The 21,986-nt window shown below is 72.1% G+C and carries 19 protein-coding genes and 1 pseudogene; 9 read left to right on the forward strand and 11 right to left on the reverse strand.

The window, feature by feature from the left end:
• Positions 1 to 59: 59 nt before the first annotated feature.
• A complete protein-coding gene (locus I0C86_RS18150) occupies positions 60 to 242 on the forward strand; it encodes a hypothetical protein (protein ID WP_323373711.1) in 183 nt (60 codons plus the stop codon).
• On the opposite strand, the pseudogene I0C86_RS43515 reads toward I0C86_RS18150, so the two are convergent.
• Both I0C86_RS43515 and I0C86_RS18160 read right to left on the reverse strand, forming a co-directional pair.
• A pseudogene (locus I0C86_RS43515) lies at positions 233 to 682 on the reverse strand (DUF389 domain-containing protein); the annotation flags it as partial. The gene I0C86_RS18150 and the pseudogene I0C86_RS43515 overlap by 10 nt on opposite strands.
• 604 nt (positions 683 to 1,286) lie before the next feature.
• Entirely contained in the window at positions 1,287 to 1,478 is a 192-nt protein-coding gene (locus I0C86_RS18160; RefSeq protein ID WP_196202433.1) for a hypothetical protein, read from the reverse strand.
• Between the two features lie 158 nt (positions 1,479 to 1,636).
• On the opposite strand from I0C86_RS18160, the gene I0C86_RS18165 reads away from it, so the two are divergent.
• From I0C86_RS18165 to I0C86_RS18195, 7 genes are all read left to right on the forward strand, one after another.
• A complete protein-coding gene (locus tag I0C86_RS18165) occupies positions 1,637 to 2,350 on the forward strand; it encodes a response regulator transcription factor (RefSeq protein ID WP_196202434.1) in 714 nt (237 codons plus the stop codon).
• Positions 2,347 to 3,987 (forward strand): sensor histidine kinase, encoded by a 1,641-nt coding sequence (locus tag I0C86_RS45085; protein WP_196202435.1) that lies wholly within the window; start codon positions 2,347 to 2,349, stop codon positions 3,985 to 3,987. The genes I0C86_RS18165 and I0C86_RS45085 overlap by 4 nt, the downstream gene beginning before the upstream one ends.
• Positions 3,988 to 4,219: 232 nt before the next feature.
• Entirely contained in the window at positions 4,220 to 5,353 is a 1,134-nt protein-coding gene (locus I0C86_RS18175) for a DegT/DnrJ/EryC1/StrS family aminotransferase (RefSeq protein ID WP_196202436.1), read from the forward strand.
• Entirely contained in the window at positions 5,350 to 6,153 is an 804-nt protein-coding gene (locus tag I0C86_RS18180) for a sugar transferase (RefSeq protein WP_323373707.1), read from the forward strand. Before I0C86_RS18175 ends, I0C86_RS18180 begins: the two co-directional genes overlap by 4 nt.
• Positions 6,150 to 6,797, forward strand: a complete 648-nt coding sequence (locus I0C86_RS18185) for an acetyltransferase (RefSeq protein WP_196202437.1) — start codon at positions 6,150 to 6,152, stop codon at positions 6,795 to 6,797. The genes I0C86_RS18180 and I0C86_RS18185 overlap by 4 nt, the downstream gene beginning before the upstream one ends.
• A gap of 94 nt (positions 6,798 to 6,891) precedes the next feature.
• On the forward strand, positions 6,892 to 9,276 hold the full coding sequence (locus I0C86_RS18190) for a glycosyltransferase (protein ID WP_196202438.1): 2,385 nt from the start codon (positions 6,892 to 6,894) through the stop codon (positions 9,274 to 9,276).
• Positions 9,273 to 10,952 carry a hypothetical protein gene (locus I0C86_RS18195; protein WP_196202439.1) on the forward strand — a complete coding sequence of 560 codons (1,680 nt, stop codon included), beginning with the start codon at positions 9,273 to 9,275 and terminating at the stop codon, positions 10,950 to 10,952. The genes I0C86_RS18190 and I0C86_RS18195 overlap by 4 nt, the downstream gene beginning before the upstream one ends.
• A gap of 134 nt (positions 10,953 to 11,086) precedes the next feature.
• On the opposite strand, the gene I0C86_RS18200 is transcribed toward I0C86_RS18195, so the two are convergent.
• From I0C86_RS18200 to I0C86_RS18230, 7 genes are all read right to left on the reverse strand, one after another.
• Complete coding sequence (locus I0C86_RS18200; RefSeq protein ID WP_196202440.1) at positions 11,087 to 12,160, reverse strand: NAD-dependent epimerase/dehydratase family protein; 1,074 nt, start codon at positions 12,158 to 12,160, stop codon at positions 11,087 to 11,089.
• Positions 12,160 to 13,497, reverse strand: a complete 1,338-nt coding sequence (locus tag I0C86_RS18205) for a nucleotide sugar dehydrogenase (protein ID WP_196202441.1) — start codon at positions 13,495 to 13,497, stop codon at positions 12,160 to 12,162. Before I0C86_RS18205 ends, I0C86_RS18200 begins: the two co-directional genes overlap by 1 nt.
• Before the next feature lie 109 nt (positions 13,498 to 13,606).
• Positions 13,607 to 14,572: an NAD-dependent epimerase/dehydratase family protein gene (locus I0C86_RS18210; RefSeq protein WP_196202442.1), complete on the reverse strand. Its 966-nt coding sequence runs from the start codon at positions 14,570 to 14,572 to the stop codon at positions 13,607 to 13,609.
• A complete protein-coding gene (locus I0C86_RS18215) occupies positions 14,569 to 15,297 on the reverse strand; it encodes a sugar phosphate nucleotidyltransferase (protein WP_196202443.1) in 729 nt (242 codons plus the stop codon). Before I0C86_RS18215 ends, I0C86_RS18210 begins: the two co-directional genes overlap by 4 nt.
• 40 nt (positions 15,298 to 15,337) lie before the next feature.
• A complete protein-coding gene (gene wecB, locus I0C86_RS18220; RefSeq protein WP_196202444.1) occupies positions 15,338 to 16,477 on the reverse strand; it encodes a non-hydrolyzing UDP-N-acetylglucosamine 2-epimerase in 1,140 nt (379 codons plus the stop codon).
• Positions 16,474 to 17,604 carry a polysaccharide biosynthesis C-terminal domain-containing protein gene (locus I0C86_RS18225; protein ID WP_196202445.1) on the reverse strand — a complete coding sequence of 377 codons (1,131 nt, stop codon included), beginning with the start codon at positions 17,602 to 17,604 and terminating at the stop codon, positions 16,474 to 16,476. Before I0C86_RS18225 ends, wecB begins: the two co-directional genes overlap by 4 nt.
• The gene (locus I0C86_RS18230; protein ID WP_196202446.1) at positions 17,601 to 18,638 is read right to left on the reverse strand and encodes an SDR family NAD(P)-dependent oxidoreductase; all 1,038 of its coding nucleotides are present in this window, start codon (positions 18,636 to 18,638) and stop codon (positions 17,601 to 17,603) included. Before I0C86_RS18230 ends, I0C86_RS18225 begins: the two co-directional genes overlap by 4 nt.
• Positions 18,639 to 18,809: 171 nt before the next feature.
• Between I0C86_RS18230 and I0C86_RS44765 the strand changes: the two genes are divergently transcribed.
• Entirely contained in the window at positions 18,810 to 20,042 is a 1,233-nt protein-coding gene (locus I0C86_RS44765; protein ID WP_323373708.1) for a glycosyltransferase, read from the forward strand.
• 37 nt (positions 20,043 to 20,079) lie between these two features.
• Here the strand turns inward: I0C86_RS44765 and I0C86_RS18240 are convergent, their stop codons facing one another.
• Positions 20,080 to 21,273, reverse strand: coding sequence for a glycosyltransferase (locus I0C86_RS18240; RefSeq protein ID WP_196202448.1), 1,194 nt, complete (start codon positions 21,271 to 21,273; stop codon positions 20,080 to 20,082).
• Positions 21,270 to 21,953, reverse strand: coding sequence for a class I SAM-dependent methyltransferase (locus tag I0C86_RS18245; RefSeq protein WP_196202449.1), 684 nt, complete (start codon positions 21,951 to 21,953; stop codon positions 21,270 to 21,272). The genes I0C86_RS18240 and I0C86_RS18245 overlap by 4 nt, the downstream gene beginning before the upstream one ends.
• Between the last annotated feature and the right edge of the window lie 33 nt (positions 21,954 to 21,986).

The following is a 21,986-nucleotide window of genomic DNA, read 5'->3' on the forward strand; positions in this document are numbered from 1 at the left end:
TGACCGACTTCATCTGGCGACCGGACGCCCTCTCCCGGGTGGTCGGTTTCCTCGCCGGGGTGGCCGGCATGCTCGCGGTCACCTCCAACAAGTCCGGCTCACTGGTCGGCGTACTGATCTCGGTCACCCGGTGCCACCAGAGCCGCTGGACCAGCAGGGTGAGCACCCCGGCCAGCACTATCGCGCAGACGTTGATCAGCAGTTGGACGGCCGAGCCGGCCGCCTCGTCGAACACGCCGTAGGCGAGCGCCACGGCGCCGTTCGCCGCTGCTGGCACGGTGGTGACCGAGATCAGTACGCCGACCAGTGAGCCGGACTTGTTGGAGGTGACCGCGAGCATGCCGGCCACCCCGGCGAGGAAACCGACCACCCAGGAGAGGGCGTCCGGTCGCCAGATGAAGTCGGTCATCGGCCGCTCGGCGAGCAGCATCGACTCGTCGATGAGGTCGGCGGCGGTCAGCGCCCAGGTGGCGAGCACGGTGACCGCCACCGCGACCAGGAACCCGACCACCAGGGCCAGCAGTGAGCGGCGGATCACCGACGGTCGCCACCGCAGCAGCGCCACGCTGAGCGCGGCCAGCGGGCCGAACTCCGGGCCGACCACCATCGCGCCGATGATCAGGATCGGCTGGTCGAGCAGGACCGCGATGCCGGCGATGATGGTGGCGAGGGTGATGAGCATCAGGTACGTCGCCGAGAGCCGGGTCTCCTCACCGGTCTTCTGGGCGATCTCCTCCCAGACCACCGCGTCGGTGCCGAGCCCGGGAGCCGCGTCGGCCGCCCGGTCGGCGGCGGCGGAGAGCGTCACGTCGACTGCCTCGCCGACGACAGCGCCGGAACGGTGCACACCGAGCGCCTGGAGCGCGTCGAGCACCTCGTCGGCGCCTTCCCGGGCGACGTCGCAGAGGACCACGTCACCCGGCGGCGTACGGGCGGCCTGTGGCAGCACGATGACGTGTGTCACCGCCGCTTCGCGATCGAGCAGGTCGAGTACCTCGGCCGACCGGTCGGTCGGCACGATGATCCGCAGGTGCAGCACGCCGCCACCCTTCACCCGGGCCGGCCCGACCGGGCCGGCCGCCAGGCGACGACTCTAGTCAGCGCGGCCGGCCGGCGCCCGACTCCGTCCGCCGGTAGCCGGCTCCGGTCCGCCGAGCGCAGGCCCGTGGCCGATTCACTCAGCCGGACCGAGCGCAGGCCCGTGGCCGATTCGCTCAGCCGGGCCGAGGGCGGGTGCGTGGCCGGTTGGCTCAGCCGGACCGAGGGCGGGCGGGTGGCCGGTTGGCTCAGGGCAGGTGCGACCCGGCCACCTCGGGGCGCGGCCCCGCCGCATCCCGCGCATCCGCTCCGGCGGCCGCGCAGGCCCGGCGGAGCGCCACGGTTTCCCGGATCCGTCGACGTACCGCCCGGCGGCGGCTCCGCTCCTGATCACCGGCTCCGCCGACCGACCCGGCCATGAGCAACAATTCGACTGCCATGGCGACGAATGTAGCCAGCGGATGTGCGGAATCGGTGAAGAAGCCGTCCCCGCCCGGTGCGAAGCGTCCCCCGACAGCTTTCCCATCCGGTTTTCATCGATTCTTCACCGCCGCCGGCCTCTAATCGGTGCCGCCGGGAGCAGGCAGAATGGGGAATCATGAGCGCGCGGATACTGGTCGCCGAGGACGACCCGAAACAGGCCAACCTGGTCCGGGTCTATCTCGAACGGGAGGGCCACAGCGTGCTTGTCGTCGGCGACGGCCGAGCGGCGCTGGAGCAGTGCCGGACCCGCCGCCCCGACCTGGCGATCCTCGACGTGATGATGCCGGTGGTGGACGGGCTCGACGTCTGCCGGATCCTGCGGGCCGAATCCACCCTCCCGATCCTGCTGCTGACCGCCCGGACGACGGAGGACGACGTACTGCTGGGTCTGGACATCGGGGCCGACGACTACCTCACCAAGCCGTACAGTCCGCGTGAACTGACCGCCCGGGTGCGCGCCCTGCTGCGCCGGTCCGGCGTACTGAGTGCGGGCAACCAGGCGGTGCTGCGGGTGGGCGACCTGGAGGTCGATCCCGGCCGGTTCGAGGTACGGATCGACGGGCGCCTGATCACGCTCACCGCGAAGGAGTTCGGCATCCTCGAGGTGCTGGCCGGCGAGCCCGGACGGGCGTTCACCCGGGCGCAGATCATCGACCGGGCCTTCGGCTTCGACCGTTACGTGCTCGAACGCACCGTCGACGCGCACGTGATGAACCTGCGCCGCAAGATCGAGATCGATCCCGCCGAGCCGCGCTACGTACAGACCGTGTTCGGCCGTGGCTACCGGCTGGCCGAGCCGACCGCCGACGGGGCGGAACTGTCGGCGTGAGTTTCCGGTTCCGGGTGCTCGCCCTGGTCATGCTCGTCGCGGTCAGCGCGACCGCCGCCACTCTCTGGCTGGTCCTGCGCCAGGCCTCACAGCAGATCGACGAGTCCGCCGTCCCCGGTACGACGCTGGACCGGATCACCGGGCAGCTCGCCGACTACGGCAGCCGGCACGGCACCTGGGAGGGCGTCCGGGACGTCGTCGTGCGGTTGGGCAAGCAGACCGGACAACGGATCCACCTGGTCTCCGAGTCCGGCTGGGTGCTCGTGGACACCGATCGTGAGGCGAATCCGGCGGAGGCGACCCGGCGCCTCGGCACGGTGGTCGGGCTCGTCAACCCCCGGCCGACGCTCGACCTGTCCGGTGCCGGCCCCGAAGCGGTGGCGGTCACCGCGAAACAGCTCCACGCGTACCGGACCGGAATACGGTACGCGGCCTGCCTGACCCGCAACGGCGTCGAGGTCGTCCAGACACCCGGCCCGTACGGCATCCCGACCCACGACGTCGCCCCCGGTACGTCCCCGGATCTTCTTACCGTCCGGAACTGTCAGGACCAGGCGCGCGACTCTCCGCAGGCCTCCCAGACGGATGAGACCCAACTGGCCGCCTGCGGCACGTCGGTGGACTCCCAGTCGATGAAGTACTGCCTGGCCCAGGCGTTCAACGCCGGGATCGACGAGGCGGCGCCCGAGCCGGCCCGGGTCATCGTCGGGGTCGGCGAGGAGGGCGGGGCGGGACTCGTCGTCGGTCCGCTGCTGGCCGCGGCGGCCGGGGTGGCGGCGGTGGCGATCATCGCGACCGCGCTGCTCAGCCACCGGGTGCTGCGGCCGATCGGCATCCTCACCACCGCGTCGCAGCGGCTCGGACGGGGCGACCTGAGCAGCCGGGTACCGGTCCGGGGCAACGACGAACTCGCCACGCTGGCCCGCTCGTTCAACCGGATGGCCGACTCACTGCAACGCGGCGAGGAACGTCAGCGTCGGCTGGTCGCCGACGTCGCGCACGAACTGCGTACCCCGCTGGCCAACCTGCGCGGTTATCTGGAGGCGCTCTCCGACGGTGTGATCGAGCCCGATCCGGAGCTGTTCGCCTCGCTGCACGAGGAGGCGGTCCTGCAGCAGCGCATCGTCGACGACCTCCAGGAACTCGCACTGGCCGAGGCGGGGAGCCTGGCCTACCACCGGACCACCGTCGACCTGGCGGAACTGCTGGAGACCTGCCGCACCGCCCACGGGGCCAGCGCCGACGCCGCCGGGGTGTCGCTGACCGTCACCGCCGCACCGGTGGCCGTGTACGCCGATCCCGACCGGCTCCGGCAGGTGCTGGGCAACCTGATCACGAACGCGCTCCGCGCCACCCGTCCGGGGGGTGGGGTGACGCTCACGTTGGAGCGCGACGCGCACTCCGCCGTCGTACGGGTCGTCGACACCGGCTCGGGAATCGCCCCCGACGCGCTGCCACACGTCTTCGACCGGTTCTGGCGGGCCGACTCGGCACGTGGCCGGCAGACCGGTGGCAGCGGACTGGGCCTGGCCATCGTCCGGCAGATCCTGACCGACCACGGCGGATCGATCAGGGTCACCAGCCAGCTCGGGGTGGGTACCGCCGTCATCCTCACCCTGCCCGTCGTGTCGGTCTGAGCGATCGCCCGTCCGGTCGCGGCGGGGACCGGACGGCGCCGGTCCGGGCAACCCGTCAGGGTAGCTGGATCATCACACGCCCTGGGCGGATATCACTTATATCGTGCGCTGTAGCCGAATTCTCGGTGACATCAGGGGAAAAAAGTCGGTCGACACCGTTAGAGCGGTAGTTGGACCCGTAGAACCTTTTGAGCCATTTTCATGGTTTTCATCCCCCCGGAGCCGCCACCCGATGACCGCCCAGATACTGCTGTCGCCCCCCGACGTCGGAGCGCTGGAGGAGTCGTACGTCCTGCGGGCGATCCGCTCCGGATGGATCGCGCCCGCCGGTCCGGACCTCGCCGCGTTCGAACAGGAGATCGCCGAACGCGCCGGCACCCGGCACGCGGTGGCGCTGAGTTCGGGAACGGCCGCCCTGCACCTGGCGTTGCTGGCCCTCGGCGCCGGGCCCGGCCAGGTGGTCGTGGTACCAACGCTGACCTTCGTCGCGACGGCAAACGCCGTGGCGTACACCGGCGCGGAGCCGGTATTCGTGGACTGCGATCCGGCCACCGGAAACATCGACGTCGGGCTGCTGGCGGACCTGCTCCGCCGGCTGGCCGCCGCCGGCGAGCGGGTCGCCGCCGTGATCCCGGTCGACATGTTCGGCGCCTGCGCGGACTACGACACGCTGCTTCCGCTGTGCGCGGCCGCCCAGGTGCCGGTCGTCGAGGACGCGGCGGAGGCGCTCGGCGCCACGTACCGGGGGCGACCGGCCGGGTCGTTCGGACGGGTCGCCGCCCTCTCCTTCAACGGCAACAAGATCATCACCACCTCCGGCGGCGGCATGCTGGTCTCCGACGACGCCACGCTGATCGAGCGGTGCCGCTACCTGTCGACCCAGGCCCGCCAGCCGGTGCCGCACTACGAACACACCGACGTCGGCTACAACTACCGGCTCAGCAACCTGCTCGCCGCCCTCGGCCGCGCCCAGCTGTGCCGGCTCGACGAGATGATGGCCCGCCGCCGGGACCTGCGGGAGCGGTACGCCAAGCTGTTCGCCGCCACACCCGGCGTACGCCTGCTCGGCGACGGTGATCCCGGGGCGAACTGCTGGCTCACCATCGTCGTGGTCGACCCGGCCCGAGCCGGATGGCGGGCCGACGAACTCGCCGCCCACCTCGCGGAACGGCAGATCGAGACCCGACCGGTCTGGAAACCGATGCACCTGCAACCCGTCTTCGGCACGGCCCGGGCCGCCCTGACCGGTGCCGCCGCGCGGCTGTTCGACCAGGGACTCACCCTGCCCAGCGGCTCCGCCCTGACCGAGCCGCAGATCGGACGGGTGCTCGACGCCACCGCGGAGTTCGTTGAGGCACGGCGGTGATCGGACCCAGCGGGCCGGTCACCCCCGTCGGCCGGACCCGGTACGACCGGACCAAGCGCCTCCTCGACGTCGTGCTGGCGATTCTGCTGCTCCTCGTCGCGTCGCCGGTCATGCTCGCGGTCGCCGTCGTGATCGCCGTGACGCTGGGGCGGCCGGTGCTGTTCCGGCAGGCCCGGCCGGGCCGGCACGGCGAGCTGTTCGAGCTGGTCAAGTTCCGGACCATGCGGCCGGTCGACGTCGCCGGAGGCGTGGTGACCGACCGCGACCGGCTGACCCGGCTGGGCCGGCGGCTCCGGGCCACCAGCATGGACGAACTGCCCACACTCTGGAACGTGGTCCGGGGCGAGATGAGCCTGGTGGGGCCGCGCCCGCTGCTCGTCGACTACCTCGACAGGTACACCCCGGCGCAGGCGCGCCGCCACGAGGTACGGCCCGGAATCACCGGACTGGCGCAGGTCCGGGGCCGCAACGCGATGCCCTTTCCGGAGCGCTTCGCGCACGACGTGTGGTACGTCGACAACCGCAGCCTCCGCATGGACCTGCACATCCTCGTCGAGACCGTCGGTGCCGTCCTGCACAGGCGCGGCATCACGGCACCGGGCAACCCCACCATGCCGGAATTCCTCGGCAACCCCACCATGCCGGAATTCCTCGGCGGCACCGAACTACCGGGCCAGGGTGGCGCCGACCACGACGCGCCGGCGCCGAGCGGTCCGGACGGCCGGACGGCTCCCCTCGGCGACCTCACCGGCAGCCGGGGAGCTGCCGGGCACTGGCCGGCGGACTGGCGGACCGGATGACAGTGGACGTCGTTCTCGTGGGCTGCGGCGGCCACGGCCGCGAGGCCCTCGACATCATCCGCGCGATCAACGCCTCGTCACCGGCCGGCCCACGGTGGCGGGTGCTCGGCTTCGTCGACGATCGCCCCTCGGAGGCCAACCACAAGCGACTGCAACGCCTGGCGGTCCCGTACCTCGGCACGGTCGAGTGGCTACGGGAGGCCGGGCCGGGCACACACGTCGTACTCGGACTCGGCGATCCCCGGGTCCGCCGCACGGTCGCCCGGCGGATCGACGGGTACGGGCTGCCGGCCGCGAGCCTGGTGCACCCCGCCGCCGTCGTCGGCCCGGACACCGTCTCCGGAGACGGCCTGGTCGTCTTCGCCGGTGCGCGGGTGACCACCAACGTGACGCTCGGCCGGCACGTGCACCTGAACCAGAACTCGACAGTCGCGCACGACTGCGTGCTGGCGGACTACGTCTCGGTCAACCCCCTCGCCGCGGTCTCCGGGGAGTGCCGGCTCCAGGCCGGCGTGCTGATCGGTGCCGGCGCGGTGGTACTCCAGGGCCTCCGGGTCGGCGCGGACGCCACCGTCGGCGCCAGCGCCTGCGTCGTCCGGGACGTGCCGGCCGGTGCGGTGGTCAAGGGAGTGCCGGCGAGGTGACATCCGCGCCTGGTCACGCCGGCACCCCGCCGGCCGACCGGGCGCGACCAGGCCTGAGCGGGAACAGCCCGGGCAAGAGAGAGGACCAGCAGTGGTGGGAAGACTTCGCGTCGCGGTCCTGCTGAAGACGAACAGCGGTGGAATGTGGATTCTCCCTCAGGTGGAGGAGCTGCGTCGCCGTGGCCACGAGGTCGACGTCGTGTTGCCCCCGGGCCCCGGTCGGCTGACGGCGGAGCTGACCCGGCGCGGATTCGACGTACTCGAATCGCCTTTCGACTTCCGGTTCCGGCCGGGGCTGGCGACGCTGCGGGGGCTGTGGCGGCTCCGCCGGCTGCTCCGCCGGCTCCGGCCCGACGTGCTGCACTACCACCTGTACGCCTCGGCGCTCGCGGCCCGGTTCGGCACCCTGGGGCTGCCGGTACGCCGGGTGCACATGGTCGCCGGGCCGCTGTTCCTCGAGTCGCCGCTGATCCGGCCGGTCGAGCGTCTGCTGTGGCGGCTGGACCACGCCACCATCTGCGGCACCGAACACACGTCAGGGCTCTACGGCGCGCTCGGGTGCCCACCCGAGCGGCGGCCCGTGGCGACCTACGGCGTCGACCCGGCCCACTTCGCCATGGCCCATCCGCCGGACGGGGACCGGTCGGGCAACCCGGCGGACGGGGTCCGGTCGGGCGATCCGGACGTCCCGAGCCGGGACGAGCTGCGGGCGAAGTCCCGTGCCGAACTCGGCGTCGACTCCGACGCCTTCCTCGTCGTCATGATCGCCTACGTCTATCCGCCGAAACGACTGGCCCACAAGGGCCGGGCCATCAAGGGGCACGACGTCCTCCTCACGGCCTGGCAGACCTTCCGGTCCCGGCACCCCCGGGCCCACCTGCTGCTGGTCGGTGGCGGCTGGACCGCCGCCGGCGAGGCACACCGCCGTGAACTCGTCCGCCGCTTCGGCGTCGACGCGGACCCGAGCGTGACCTGGCTCGAGTCGGTCGCCGACGTACGCCCCTGCCACCAGGCCGCCGACCTGAGCGTCAGCCCGTCGCTCTCCGAGGGACACGGTGCCGCCGTCGAGGCGAGCGCGATGGGCGTACCCAGCATCGTCAGCGACGCCGGAGGGCTGCCCGAGACCGTCGACGAGTCGTCCGGCTGGATCGTGCCCCGGGGCGACCCGACGGCGCTGGCCACCGCGCTCGACTCGGCGTACCGCGAGTTCGAGAGCGGGCGTCTGGCCGGGCGCGGCGAGCAGGCCCGGCTCCGCGCCGTCCGGCTCTTCGACAACCGGGCCTCGGCGGTCCGGGTCGCCGACGTCATCGAGAAGGTCGCCCGGGACCGCGCGGACCGGCTCCCGGACCGGGCCGCCGGGGCGTACCCGTTCGCACCCGTCCGGGTGGCGCACGTCATCGGCAGCCTGGATCGCGGCGGCGCCGAGACGGTGACCCTGGACATCTGTCGTTCGGTGCCGTCCACAGAGGTCGAGCAGGTCTTCCTCACCCTCGCCGGCCGGGAGGGGCGACTGGTCGACGAGTTCCGGGCGGCCGGCGCCCTGGTACGGCAGTGCCCGCTCCGGCCGGGCCCGACCTTCGGACCGCGCCTGTGGCGGAGCCTGCGGGCACTCCGGCCCGACATCGTCGTCTCGCACGTCAGCCTGGTCAGCGCGGCCGTCCTGCTGGTGGCGCGGGCCGCCAGGGTGCCGGTACGGGTGGCCCGGCTCTGGAGCGAGGGGGACGGCAGACCCGACACGTGGCCCCAGCGGGCCCGCCGGGCGCTCCTGCGGCAACTGCTCCGCCGCACCGCCACCGACGTCGTCGGGGTGACCTCGGCGGCGCTCGACCTCGCCGCACCCCGGTCCGGTGACGGCCGCTACCGGGTGCTCTACAACAGCGTCTCCACCGACCGGGTAGACGGCTGGCAGCGCGAGCCGGCGCGGCGGCGGTGGAACCTTCCGGCCGAGGTTCCGGTCCTGGTGCACATCGGTCGGGCCGCCTCGGCGAAGAACCGCCCGTTCCTGGTCGAGGTGCACCGGGCCGTCCGGCTGGAGGAGCCGGACGCGCGGCTGCTCGCCGTCGGCCCGGGAGGCGTCGACGACATCGTCACCGCATATCCCGATGCCGCGTACGACCCGTACGTCGTCCTCGGCGGCGAGACCGAGGAGATCGCCTCGGTGCTGGCCACCGCCGACGTGCTGGTGCTGCCCTCGCGGCGGGAGGGGCTGCCCGGCGTGGTGCTGGAGGCCCTGGCGGCCGGCGTCCCGGTGGTGGCGACGGACCTGCCCTGCCTGCGGGAACTCGCCGCCCACCTGCACGGGCTCACCCTGCTGCCATTGTCGGCCGGGGCGCGTAGCTGGGCGGGCACCGCGACGGCACAGGCCCGGACGGATGCCGACGGGCGCCGGCGGATCAGCCGGAGCCTGCGGTCGTCGCCGTTCGTCCTGGAGCACGCGGTACGGGAGTGGAAGACGTTGTGGCGGGCGGGTGCGCGGTGATCCGGACCAGGTACCCGGCGCCGGGCAGTCCGGCGAACGGAGCCACGCCATCGGTCGAACCGACCGCCGAACCCGTTCCGGACGAAGGAACGCCGCCGGCCACCCCACCGGTACGGGTCGCCGTGATCGGTCCCGGACTCGGCGCCGAGGCCGCCAGTTGGGCGATGTCCGCCGTCCTGGTGACGTCGGTCAGCACGACCCTGGCGCTCCTCGATCCGCGCCTGCGGCACTGGTTCGTGATTCCCGTGACGGTGTGTGGCGTGCTGATCGGCGTCGACGCGATCGAGTGGGTCCGTCGGCGGCGTGACATCTTCGATCCGCAGGCGATCCTGGGCCTGCTCGGCATGCACTTCTTCTATCTGGCGCCGATCCTCAACGTGATGCTCGACCACTGGCCCCGCCATCTCGTCGGGCCACCCGACTGGCGGGCCGCCCTCGGCACCATGGCCCTGCTGAACGTCCTCGGCCTCTGCCTCTACCGGGTGGTGCTGGGTTTCCGGGACCGGCCGCAGCCCCGCCCCCGGCGGGCCTCCCGGTTCGACGAGCGGGCCTTCCACCGGGTCGGCCTGGCCGCGGTGCTGGTCAGTGTGCTGGCCTTCTGCGGCGAGGTCGCCATGTTCGGCGGGCTGTCCGGATATCTGAACACGATGACCGGCGAGTCGGACCGGGTCGAGCTGACCGGGCTGGGTTGGCTCCTCATCCTCGGCGAGGCCTTCCCGATGATCATCTTCGCGCTCGTCCTCGTACGGTGGCGGAGCTGGCTCGCCGGGCACCGGTCGGTGATCCTCCTCCTGCTGGTCGGCCTGGCGTTGATGCAGTTCTTCGTGGGCGGGCTGCGAGGAAGTCGGAGCAACACCATCTGGCCCATCCTGATCGGCCTGACCCTCGTCCACCTCCTCGTCGCCCGGGTCTCCAGAAAGGCCCTGCTCGTATTCCTCCTGGTGGTCGGCCTGTTCATCTACACGTACGGCCTCTACAAGTCCGCCGGGCTGGAGGTGCTGGACGCCGCGCGGGGTACCCGCAGTGTCGGGGACATCTCGTCGGAGACCGGTCGGGACGTGCCCTCGCTGCTGTTGGGAGATCTCTCCCGGGCCGACATCCAGGCCCTGGTGCTCGACCGGCAGCTTCGGAGCGACGCCGAACTCGCGTACGGAGTCACCTATCTGGGCGACGTCTCGTTCCTGGTACCCGGCGCGGTCCTGCCCGTACGCCCCACGGACAAGGTCGCGGCCGGCACCGACCTGCTCTTCGGTCCCGGGGCGTACGAGTCGGGGATGCGGTCGAGCCGGGTCTACGGCCTCGCCGGGGAGGCCATCATGAACTTCGGCCCGGCCGGCGGAGTGCTCTCCTTCGCCTTCCTCGGCATGCTCGTGCGGTTCGGCCGGCGGTACTACGCACGGGCGCGGCAGCAGGGGTCGCTCACCGCGAAGCTGCTCGGGCCGATGGCACTGGTGTGCGCGTTCCTGCCCACCGCCGACCTCGACAACAACACCTGGTTCCTGCTCAAGTACGTACTCCCGGTCGCCGCGGTGGTGTGGCTGGCACGGCAGGGCCGCAGGTCGGTCGACCGGGCGGCCCGCCCGGCGAAGTACGCCGGAAGCGCCACGGCGGTCCGCACCCGCCGCCCGGCAGCCGCACCCGGTGCCTGGCCGTTACCGGACCCGTCCCGCCGCTGAGGCTGCGGCTCCGGGATCCGGGGGCGCCACCTCGGCGGGACCCGGATCCGGGCCGGGGCCCCGGCGAGCGCGAGGCCCCGGATCCCGATGCCGTCGTGGCGGCAGGGTTCCGGGGCCGAGGTGGCGTGACCGCGTCAGGGTTCGCGTCGATGGACACCGACCGGGGCGTCGGCGACCCGGGCACCAGCACCAGCACCAGCACCCTGAACGCCAGCGACCGGGGCGCCGACGGACGGACCGACGGAAGGCGCCTGCCACTCCCGGTACCAGTCGAAGGTGCGCCGCACCCCCTCCTCCAGCGAGACCGTCGGCTCGAACCCGGTCAGCCGGCGGAGCAGGCCGAGGTCGGGACAGCGCCGGTTCACCGACCCCCGGGGCGCCGGTAGCGGTTGCACCACCGGACTCACCCCGGCGATCCGCAGCACCAGCGCCGCCAGCTCGCCGATGCTCGTGTGGGCCGTGTCGTTTCCGATGTGGACGATCCGGCCGGCCGCGTCGGGACAGTCCATCAGGCGGAGCATCGCCTCGACCGCGTCGTCGACGTAGCAGAACGCCCGGTACTGGTCGAAGCCCCACACCCGGAACGGGTCCTCCCCGCCCAGCGCGCGCATCGCCAGCTCCGGAACGACATGGTCGGTGCCCATCCGTGGGCCGTATACGTTGTGGAACCGCCCGATGACCGCCGGACAGCCCTTCGCCCGTGCACCGTGCACGAAGGCCGCCTCGCCGAGTAGCTTGCTGATCGCGTACGCGAACCGGGGCGAGGTGACGTCGGTGACCATCACCGGTACGTCCTCGGAGGTGGGCACCGGCACGATGCCGGCGTCCACCCCGCCGGCGTACACCTCGCTGGTGGAGCTGAAGAACACCCGCTCGCCGGGCGCGATCCAGTCCAGCAGGTGCAACGCGGTGAGGGTGTTGACCCGGACCACCCGGGCCGGGTCGGCCTCGACGTTGCGGACCCCGACGACCGCGGCCAGCAGGTAGATCTGGTCCCACCCCCGGGGCAGGACAGCCCAGGAATCGGGGCTGGTCAGGTCGGCGGAGCGGACCTGGACCGCCGGGTGCCGGCGCAGCGCGGCCAGGTGCCGGTCGTCCCGGCCCCGGGAGAAGTCGTCGACGATGGTCACCCGGTGCCCGTCGGCGACCAGTCGGTCGGCGAGATGCCTGCCGATGAAGCCGGCACCGCCGAGGACGAGTACCCGCATCAGATCCGACCCTCCGAGAGGTCCCGCTCCGGACGGTCGGTGCCGCCCGGTTCCGGCAGGTAGCCGATGCCGGCGTAGCGGATGCCGGCGGCCCTGATCGCCGGCTCGTCGAGGATCCGCCACGAGTCGTAGATCAGCACCGGTCGTCGGGCACCGAGCACCGAGCCGATCTCGATCGCCCGGTAGTCGGGATGATCGTTGATCACGAGGACGGCGTCGGCGTCGGCGAATGCCTTGTCGAGGCTGGTCGGCTCCCCGCCATGGTCCCGGATCACGTCGTCGGAGACCATCGGGTCGTGGCCGAGCACCACCAGTCCCGCCTCGCGGAACAGCGTCGTCATCGCCGCGATCGGGGTGCCCCGCATGTCGTCGGTCGGCGGCCATCCCTTGTAGGCCCAGCCCAGTACGGCCAGCCGGGCACCGGCGGTCGCGCCGCGCTCCTGCCGGATCAGCTCCACGACCCGGTTGGCGACGTGCACCGGCAGGTACTCGTTGAGCCGCCGGGCCGCGCCGACCAGGAACGGTCCCGGACCGCCGGCACTCTCGACCATCAGGTACGGGTCCTTCGAGAGGCAGCCGCCACCGACGTACCCGGGCCGGCTCAGGTCCGGCCGGGGGTAGTCCAGGTTCGCCGCGCCGATGACCTCCAACGGGTCGAGCCGGTGCCGCTCGGCGATCAGGGCCAGCTCGTTGCCGAACGAGTAGATCAGGTCGGTGTGGCAGTTGTTCGCCAGCTTGACCAGCTCGGCCGCCTCCAGGCTGGAGACCGGCACCACCTGGGTGGCCAGCCCGCCGAAGAACTCCAGTCCGGCAAGGCGGCTCGGCTCGTCCAGCCCACCGACGACCTGCGGCAGCTCGACCAGTTCGCGCAGCGCCTGCCCCTGGATGGTCCGCTCCGGCGCCATCACCAGCCGGGCCCGACCCCAGGCCGCGAGAAGTGGCGGCAGCACCACCGCGCGGCTCGTCCCGACCGGCACCGTGCTGCGCACCACCACCAGGGTCTCCGGTCCGCACCACCGCGCCACCTGCTCGGCGGCGGCGGCCAGGTTGGCCAGGTTGGGCCGGTGTGCGTGGTCGTCGACCGGCGTGGACACGCAGAGCACCGCGACGTCGACGTCCGGCGGCAGCGTGGTGCCGACCCGCAGGGACCGTCCGATGTGCTCCGCGAGCACCTCGGCGATGCCGGGCTCGAAGATGTGCACCCGGCCTTCACGCAACGACTCCAGCACCTGCTGCTGCGCGTCGACCCCGAACACCTGGTAGCCCTTGCGGGCCAACGAGGCGGCGAGGGTCAGGCCGACATAGCCGAGCCCGACGACGCCAATCTTCCGGTACAAACTCCTGCCTCCTTGCGAAAGTAGACTCCCCCGGCCGGTTCCGTCGCCGGAGCACCGGTCGGGTTTCTCCGGCGGTCCGACCTGATGGCGGGAACCGCCCGGGGCGGACCTAGTCGAGTCCGCCGGACCAGATCGCCTTGACCGACCCCTCCAGGTCGTACGAGGGCGTCCAGCCGAGCAGTCGGCCGGCGCGCCGGATGTCGCCGCACATCCACCCGACGTCCGCCGACCGTTCCGGTGCCGGATGGTCCTCCCGGATCCTCCCGGCGAACCCGGCCGCCTCGGCGACCAGGCGTACCGCCTCCCGCGCCGACACGGCGCGGCCACTGGCGACGTTGAACACCCGCTCGGTCAGCGTCCCGGTCAGGGCCGCGGCGGCGACCGCGGACGCCACGTCGCGGACGTCCACGAAGTCCCGGTACGCCGCGAGCGAGCCCAGCGAGACGTCTCCGGCGGCCCCGGCCGCTACCGGTGGATGGCGCAGCAGTGCGGCGGCCCGGCCGAGCAGGGTCTCCTCCGGCGTGCCGGGGCCGATCGGGTTGAACACCCGCAGCACGACCCCGTCGATCCGACCGGCCGCGGCGGCGAGTTCGACCAGCCGGGTCGCGGCGAGTTGGCTCACGCCGTACCCGCTGATCGGCAACGCCGGATCGGTCTCGGTCACCGCGTGCCCCGGCGGCACCGGGCCGTACTCGGCCGCCGACCCCAACCGGACCAGCCGGGCGTCGGGGGCCTCCTTCGCGACCGCGTCGAGAAGCTTGGCCGTGACCCCGGTGTTCGCCCGGACCAGGTCGTGGGTACCGCCGGCCAGCCGACCGGTGCAGTTGACCACCACGTCGGGGCGTTCCGCGCGCAGCAGCGCACCCAACTCGTCGACCTCGCACCGGACCAGGTCGAACTCGTCGCGGCGCGGGCAGCGCAGCGCGGCCACCGAGCCGAGCGTCCGGCGTACCTGGCCGCCGATGAATCCGGACGCGCCGAACAGCAGCACCCTCGGCTGGCCGGTGTCTCCGCTCTGCCCGGTCACGGCCGCTCCGCTCTGCCCGGTCACGGCCGCTCCGCTCTGCCCGGTCATACCGGCTCCGGTACCGGGCTCGGCAGCAGGATCGGCTTCAGCGCGTCGAACCGGCGGTTGGCCTCGTCGTAGTCCTCGGGGCGGCCGATGTCCAGCCAGTAGCCGCTGAAGTCGTAGCTGGCCGGCAACTCACCCCGATCGAGCAGCTCCAGCATCAGCTGGTCGAACCCGAACGCCAACCCCTCCGGGTACGCGGCGATGGTGCGGGCGGAGAGCCCGTAGACGCCCATGCTGACCTGGTAGTCGAGGTTGGGTTTCTCGCTGAAGCTGACGATCCTGCCGCCCTCGACCGAGAGCACGCCGAAGTCGACGTTGACGGTGCGGTGGCAGGTCGCGACGGTCAGCGGGGCACCCGAGGCGGCGTGCGTGTGCAGCAGGTCCGCGTAGTTGAGGTTGGTGAGGACGTCCCCGTTCATCACCAGGAAGTGCTCCGGCAGCCGGTCCCGGAGGCCGAACAGCGGTCCGATGGTCGAGAGCGGGACCCGCTCCTCGACGTAGTCGACCCGCAGGCCGAACCGCGAGCCGTCGCCGACGAAGGCGCGGATCAGCGAACCCATGTGGTTGATCGCCAGGGTGACGTCGGCGAACCCCTGCGCCGCCAGCTGGTGCAGGACGATCTCCAGAATGGCGTGGCTGTCACCGATCGGCACCAGCGGCTTCGGCAGCGCGGTCGTGTACGGCCGCAGCCGGGTGCCCTTGCCGCCGGCCATTATCACTGCGTGCATCTCGTCGTCCGATCTGTCGCCATTGAACGTCCCACCGGCGTCACCGCCGGATGCCGGCCCAGTCGTGGGAACGACGGACCGTGGAGAGGATGAAGTCGACGACCCGGCGGGAGGTGTCCGGAACGCGGTAGTCCACCGGACAGGGCACGCCCTCGGCGCGGACCTGGTCGACCGCGACCGAGACCGCCTCGACCACCCCGGCGGGATCCAGCCCGGTCATGATGATTCCGCCGGAGTCCAGCGCCTCGGGGCGCTCGATCGACTCCCGCAGGGTCACCGCCGGAAATCCGAGGATGGCGGACTCCTCGCTGATGGTGCCGCTGTCCGAGAGCGTGCAGCGGGCACGCGTCTGAAGGTGTACGTAGTCGAACAGTCCGAACGGGTCGTGGAACGCGACCCCGTCCAGGGTGGTGGCGTCGACGGTCAACGCCTCCAGGCGTTTGCGGGTACGGGGGTGGGTGGAGACCAGCACCGGCAACTGCCAGGTGTCACGTACCGCGCGGAGGCAGTCCAGCAGGCGCCGGAGCCGGTTCGGGTCGTCGACGTTCTCCTCGCGATGCGCACTCACCACGAAGTAGCCGTCCGGCCGCAGTTCCAACTGGTCGAGGATCGACGAACCCTCGATGTCCGTACGGTGGTGCTCCAGCACCTCGCGCATCGGCGAGCCGGTGTGCAGGATCCGCCTCGGATGCAGCCCCTCGGCGAGCAGGTTGCGTCGGGCGTGCTCGGTGTAGACCAGGTTGAAGTCGGCGACGTGGTCCACCAGCCGCCGGTTCGTCTCCTCCGGCACGTTGAGGTCGAAGCACCGGTTGCCGGCCTCCATGTGGTAGACGGGGATCCGCATCCGCCGGGCCATCAGTGCGGCGATGCAACTGTTCGTGTCGCCCAGCACCAGCAGCGCGTCCGGGCGCAGGTCCTCGATCGCCTCCTCCATGCCGATCAGCACCCCGCCGAGGACCCGGCCCAGCGACGACGTGTCGACCCGGAGGAAGCGGTCCGGCTTCCGCAGCCGCAGCTCGGTGAAGAACACGTCCGACAGGGACCGGTCCCAGTTCTGCCCGGTGTGCACGAGCACGTGGTCCAGGGTGCGGTCCAGCCGGTCGAGCACCCGGGACAGCCGGATGATCTCCGGGCGGGTGCCGACCACGGTCATCACCCGGGTCGCGGCGGAGCCGCTCATCCCACCACCGCCGGCACCCGGGCCGCGCCGTCCACCGGCTCCGGATAGGTGTCCGGACGGGCCGGATCGAAGATCTCGTTGGCCCAGAAGAGGGTGAGGAGTTCGTCCGGCCCGGTGTTGGTGATCTGGTGTGCCCACATCGTCGGCATGTCCACCACGACCGGCTCGTCACCGCCGACCGCGAACCGGGTCACCTCGGTGTGGCCGACCCGACGCAGGCTGATCTCGGCGGTGCCGCGCAGCACCGCGAAGCGTTCCACCTTGGCCAGATGGAAGTGCTCGCCCCGGGTGATCCCGGGACGGCTGGTGGAGCAGAAGGTCTGGCCGGCACCGCCGTGGGTCTTGACCACCTCGACCAGCTCGCCGCGCCGGTCGGCGTGCCGGGTCAGCGGCAGCGGATAGTGCGCCGGAAAGCAGTGCGACCGGTAGGTGTTGAAGAGTCGGACGTCGTGCCGGTCCCGCAGTGCCGGAATCTCGCCCCTGCGGTACGTCGCCGCGAAGTCGCCGAGCCGGTCGGCGAGGGCCCGTACGCCGATCCGCAGGCTCGGCATCGTGCTGTCCCAGGCGCCCTCGCCGGGCGCGTCGACCAGCAGCGCCGCCGCATCGCCCACGTGCACGAGTTCCAGCTCCCGGTCGTCTCGCACCTCGGGGTCGCCGGCCCGCGCGAGCAGCCGGCAGAAGGTCGCGACGACGGAGTTGTAGTGCGGCCGGCCGTGCTCGCCGTACAGGTTGGGCAGCCGGAGGTCGACGAAGTGCCCACTGGGTCCGGTCGCGGTGGCCAGGGTGGCCGCCGCGACCGCCTTCGAGTCGCCGTACGGGGTGCCGTTTCCGGCCTGCGTGGAGTTGGCGAAGACGACCGTCGCCGGCGGCTCCGCACAGCGGCGCAGGCCCCGGGCGAGCGCCGCGGCCAGCTCCACGTTGCCGGCGGCCACGTCGGCCGGGTCGCCCCGGTTGACGCCGGCCAGGTGGAGCAGCCGGTCGACGCCGTCGAGCTTCGCCGCCACCGCGTCCGGATCGGTCAGGTCGGCCCGGGTCAGCACCGTCGGGTCGGGCCAGCCCAACGCCCGGACCAGCACGCGTACGTGCCAGCCGAGGAAACCGTCGGCTCCGGTGAGGGCCAGGTTCACGAGATCAGCACCGGTTCGCGCAGGGCCAGCTCCGCGCGTATCTCGGGCAGGGTACGCAGCAACGCGACGATCTCGGGTACGCCCAGCCGGGGCGCGTTGGCGGAGTTGAAGTCGACGGTGTCAGTGCACGGATCACCCTCGGATACGTAGAGGGCGTAGTTGAGGTCGCGGGCGTCGACCGGCACCCGGAAGAACTCGCCGAAGTCCTCGGCCTGGGCCAACTCCTCCCGGCTGGCGAGCGTCTCGTCCAGCTTCTCGCCGTGCCGTACCCCGATCACGTCGAGCTTGGCGGGCGCGTCGAAAAGCTGGCAGAGCGCGGCGGCCAGATCGCCGAGGGTGCAGGCGCTCGTCTTGCGGATGAACACGTCACCCGGCCGGGCGTGCGAGAACGCGTGCTCCACGAGTTCCACCGAGTCGGACAGCGACATCAGGAACCGGGTCATGGCCGGGTTGGTGACCGTCAGCGCCCGCCCCGCCTTGATCTGCTCCACGAAGAGCGGGATCACCGAACCGCGCGAGTACATCACGTTGCCGTACCGCACGCACGACACCGTGGTACGGCTGCGGGGGTTGTTACGGGCGTGGGCCTGGGCCACCTTCTCCATCAACGCCTTGCTCATCCCCATCGCGTTGACCGGATAGACCGCCTTGTCGGTGCTGAGTACGACCACCGAGCCGACCCCGTTGCGGTCGGCCGCCTCGATCACGTTGGCGCTGCCGAGGACGTTCGTCCGGACCGCCTCCAGCGGGAAGAACTCGCAGGACGGCACCTGCTTGAGCGCTGCGGCGTGGAACACGAAGTCCACCTCGCGACTCGCCCGCAGCACCGTGTCGTAGTCCCGTACGTCGCCCACGTGGTAGCGCACCCGGTCGTCGCCGAGGGTGCGGCGCATGGCGTCCTGTTTGGCCTCGTCGCGGCTGAGTATCCGGACTTCGCCCACGTCCTGGTGCAGGAGCCGGCGTGCCATGGTCCGACCGAAGGAACCGGTGCCTCCGGTGATCAGCACCCGGCGGCCGGCGGGCAGGAAGGTCATCCGTACTCCCGTTCGTCAACAACATCGGGGTCAACGAGGTGACAAGACGAAAGACACGCAGAAATGCGGGACATCCGCGGTTATCACCAAAGGCCATCCCTAATCTGATTTAGTCCTATGGCGATATCGCGGTCCCGGCTCGTCCCGAATACGGATGTGGAGGCTCCTGAAGTGAACGCTTCTCAATATTCCGGGACCAGAGTGGTGGTGACCGTCGAGGCACGGTTCAGCCGTTCTCCGGACGGGACGATCTGGACCCGGGGCGGCCCGTCATACCGTTTCTTCACCCGATACCTGTCGGCCTTCGACCGGGTCCGGGTGGTCGCCCGGGTGGCCGACGTCCCCGGCCGCGACGACGGCGCGAAGCGGGTGGACGGCGCCGGGGTCGAGGTGTGGCCGGTGCCCTGTTACATCGGGCCGGCGCAGTATCTGACGCGCCGGGCGGCGGTCGTCCGGGCGGTGCGCGCGGCGGCGGAGGACGGGGACGCCGTCGTGCTGCGGGTGCCGTCCCCGCTCGGCTCGCTCCTGGCGGCCTCGCGCGAACGCGCGGGTCTGCCGTATGCGGTCGAGGTGGTGGGTGACCCGTACGACGTGTTCGCCCCGGGGGTGATCCGGCATCCGCTGCGCCCACTGCTGCGCAAGCGGGAGACGGCGCGGTTGCGGCACCAGTGCCGCACCGCGGTCGGGGCGGCCTACGTGACCGACCGGTATCTCCAGGCCCGCTACCCGGCCCGGACCGGGGCGGTCACGGCGGCCTATTCGAGCATCGAACTTCCCGCCGAGGCGTACCGGGAGGGACCGCGCCGCCCCGATCCCGGACGGCAGGGCCACACGCTGGTGTCGGTCGGCACCCTGGAGCAGATGTACAAGGGCGTCGACACCCTCGTCGAGGCGCTCGCCCGGCTCGTCGCGACCGGACTTCCGCTGCGGCTCGTGCACGTCGGCGACGGCCGGTGCCGCCCTCGGGTCGAACGGATCGCCGAGCGGCTGGGCGTCGCGGACCGGGTGGTGCTGACCGGCGCGCTGCCGGCCGGTGCCGAGGTACGGCGCCGGCTCGACGAGGCGGACCTGTTCGTCATGCCGTCCCGGACGGAGGGACTACCGAAGGCACTTCTCGAGGCGATGGCCCGGGGGCTGCCCGCCGTCGGCACGGCGGTGGGCGGCATACCGGAGTTGCTGCCGCCGGACGACCTCGTGCCGCCGGACGACCCGGAGGGACTCGCCGGGTCGATCCGGCAGTTCCTGACCGATCCGGCCCGGATGGCGGCCGCCTCGGCCCGCAACCTCGGCCGGGCCGCCGACTTCGCCGACGAGCCGCTGGCGCGGCGGCGGGACGTCTTCTACCACGCCCTGCGGGACGCGACCGTGGACGCCGGGCACCGGGCCGAGCGACTGTACCGGTGACGGTCGGAGCCGGACCGTCTCCTCGTACCGGTGACGGTCAGAGCCGGACCGTGTCGAGGAACGTGCCGAGCGGCTCCGCGTACGCCCGGAAGTCGAACGAGTCGAGCGCCCGCCGCCGCGCGGCCTCACGCATCTGCCGCCGCTGCGCGGCGGTCAGTCGCAACGCCGTCCGGAGCGTCTCGCCGAGCCCGGTCACCGAGTGGTCGGCGCAGACGAGTCCCTCCCGGCCGTCGACCAGGTAGCCACCCAGGTCACTGGTGAGGTTGGCGATCACCGGCGTGCCGTTGGCGAGGCTCTCGCAGAACTTCGTCGGAAAGCCCGCCTGGTTGCCCCGTTCCGGCCGGCGCAGCAGCACACTGAAGTCCGCTTCCTGCAACGCGCGCGGGATGTCCTGCTGCGGCAGCCGCCCCAGCGACCGCACACTGCCGGGCGGCGGCTCACCGCCGAGCAGCCCCCGCACCTGTTGCGGTGACGGACCGTAGATCCGCAGCTCGATCCGGGCGCCCTCCCGGTCCAACCGGTCCACCGCGCGGATCATGTCGATGATCAGGTCCTTCCGGCCGGGCGTGCCCGCGTAGACCAGGGTGAGATCGGTCCTGCCGGTGCCGGCCCCGGTGGGCTGCACGGCCAGGTTCCGGACGTCGAGGGTCGGCGGCACGCGCAGGACCCGACTCCCCCGGCTGCGGTAGTGCCGTTCCAGGAAGGAACTCACCGCGATGATGCCGTCGCAGCGGGGATAGTAGTAGCGCAACGCCGCCTGGGCGCTGAGGTGCGGAGGGCCGAGGACACCGCCCCGGAGCTGCCGCGGGCTGTACCAGTCGACCACGTCGGCGATCAGCGGAACCCGGTTGCGGCGGCACCACCGCCGCAGGTGCACCATGTACGGCGCGTCGCCGCCGGCGACCACGACGTGTGACGGCAACGTGGGCTGGGCGTCGAGCCAGTGGGCCGTCCGCTGCCCCCAGCGCAGGAACCACTGCACGGACCGGGTGAGCCGACTGGCTCCGGCCGGCGGAATCTCGCCCAGCCCGAGGTAGCGGACCGATCCCGGGCCGTCGACCTCGTCGAGCCGGGTCGGCGCCCGAGGCCCGTCCTCGCCGCTCGCCACCACCACGTCGTAGCCGGCGGCGGCCAGGGACCTGGCCACCCCGTAGACCCGCCGGGACCCGGGCTGCCCCCAGGGAAAGAGGAACGGGCCGACCTGCGCCACCCAGGCTCCGCGCCGGGTCATCTGGGCAGCCAGGCGTCGATGTCCCGACCGAACACCGACGTGCACAGGCGGGTGCCGATCCCGGGCTTGAATCCCCAGAGGTCCAGTCGGCCGAGCCCCCGCTCGGCCAGCGCGACCTGCGCCGGCAGGGAGGCGACGTTGTCGGTGTCGTCGAGGACCACCATTCCGGTCGGGGAGAGATGGTTGGCGGCGATCCGGGCACACGTGTTCCGGGCCATGCCGTCGATGACGATCACGTCCCAGGGCGCCCCGTCGGCGACGGCCCGCACGTACGGCGCCCGCTCGTCCGTCTCCCACCACGTGCCCTCGCACGGCACGTAACGGATCCGCCCGTTGGGCGGCTGCGGCAGCCGGGCGAACCATCCCGGGTCGTGCTCGACGGAAACGATCTCCTTGACCCGGCCCGCCTGGGCGAACCAGGTGGTCGACGAACCGGCGCCGTACTCGAAGACCCGGACGCTCGGCGTCAGCGCCCGCTCGAGCCAGTCCACCGCCGGATAGGTCAGCCACGGCTGTGGCTCACCGCTCGCGTTGACGGGCGCCCCGCCGCTCGTCGACCGCTGCCAACCCTGTGCCCGCAGGGTCGCCAGGAGGTGCAGGGACGCCAGCGCCTCGGCACGGGTACGGGGAACTCCCGGCATCAACGTGCGTAGCCGCGCCATCACTGAGTGTCTGTTCATAGCCCGCCAACCATAGTCCAGTCAGTTCGGTCC

Origin of the sequence: Plantactinospora alkalitolerans (assembly GCF_015690345.1) — a bacterium.
In the GTDB taxonomy this organism is placed as follows: Bacteria; Actinomycetota; Actinomycetes; order Mycobacteriales; family Micromonosporaceae; genus Plantactinospora; species Plantactinospora alkalitolerans.

Coding starts and splice junctions, on each gene's coding strand:
- I0C86_RS18215 (WP_196202443.1), bottom strand. CDS start 15,297: ATGCACGCAGTGATAATGGCCGGCGGCAAGGGCACCCGGCTGCGGCCG.
- I0C86_RS18210 (WP_196202442.1), bottom strand. CDS start 14,572: ATGACCGGGCAGAGCGGAGCGGCCGTGACCGGGCAGAGCGGAGCGGCC.
- I0C86_RS18185 (WP_196202437.1), top strand. CDS start 6,150: ATGACAGTGGACGTCGTTCTCGTGGGCTGCGGCGGCCACGGCCGCGAG.
- I0C86_RS18240 (WP_196202448.1), bottom strand. CDS start 21,273: ATGACCCGGCGCGGAGCCTGGGTGGCGCAGGTCGGCCCGTTCCTCTTT.
- I0C86_RS18160 (WP_196202433.1), bottom strand. CDS start 1,478: ATGGCAGTCGAATTGTTGCTCATGGCCGGGTCGGTCGGCGGAGCCGGT.
- I0C86_RS18245 (WP_196202449.1), bottom strand. CDS start 21,953: ATGAACAGACACTCAGTGATGGCGCGGCTACGCACGTTGATGCCGGGA.
- I0C86_RS18230 (WP_196202446.1), bottom strand. CDS start 18,638: ATGACCTTCCTGCCCGCCGGCCGCCGGGTGCTGATCACCGGAGGCACC.
- I0C86_RS18165 (WP_196202434.1), top strand. CDS start 1,637: ATGAGCGCGCGGATACTGGTCGCCGAGGACGACCCGAAACAGGCCAAC.
- wecB (WP_196202444.1), bottom strand. CDS start 16,477: ATGAGCGGCTCCGCCGCGACCCGGGTGATGACCGTGGTCGGCACCCGC.
- I0C86_RS18200 (WP_196202440.1), bottom strand. CDS start 12,160: ATGCGGGTACTCGTCCTCGGCGGTGCCGGCTTCATCGGCAGGCATCTC.
- I0C86_RS18175 (WP_196202436.1), top strand. CDS start 4,220: ATGACCGCCCAGATACTGCTGTCGCCCCCCGACGTCGGAGCGCTGGAG.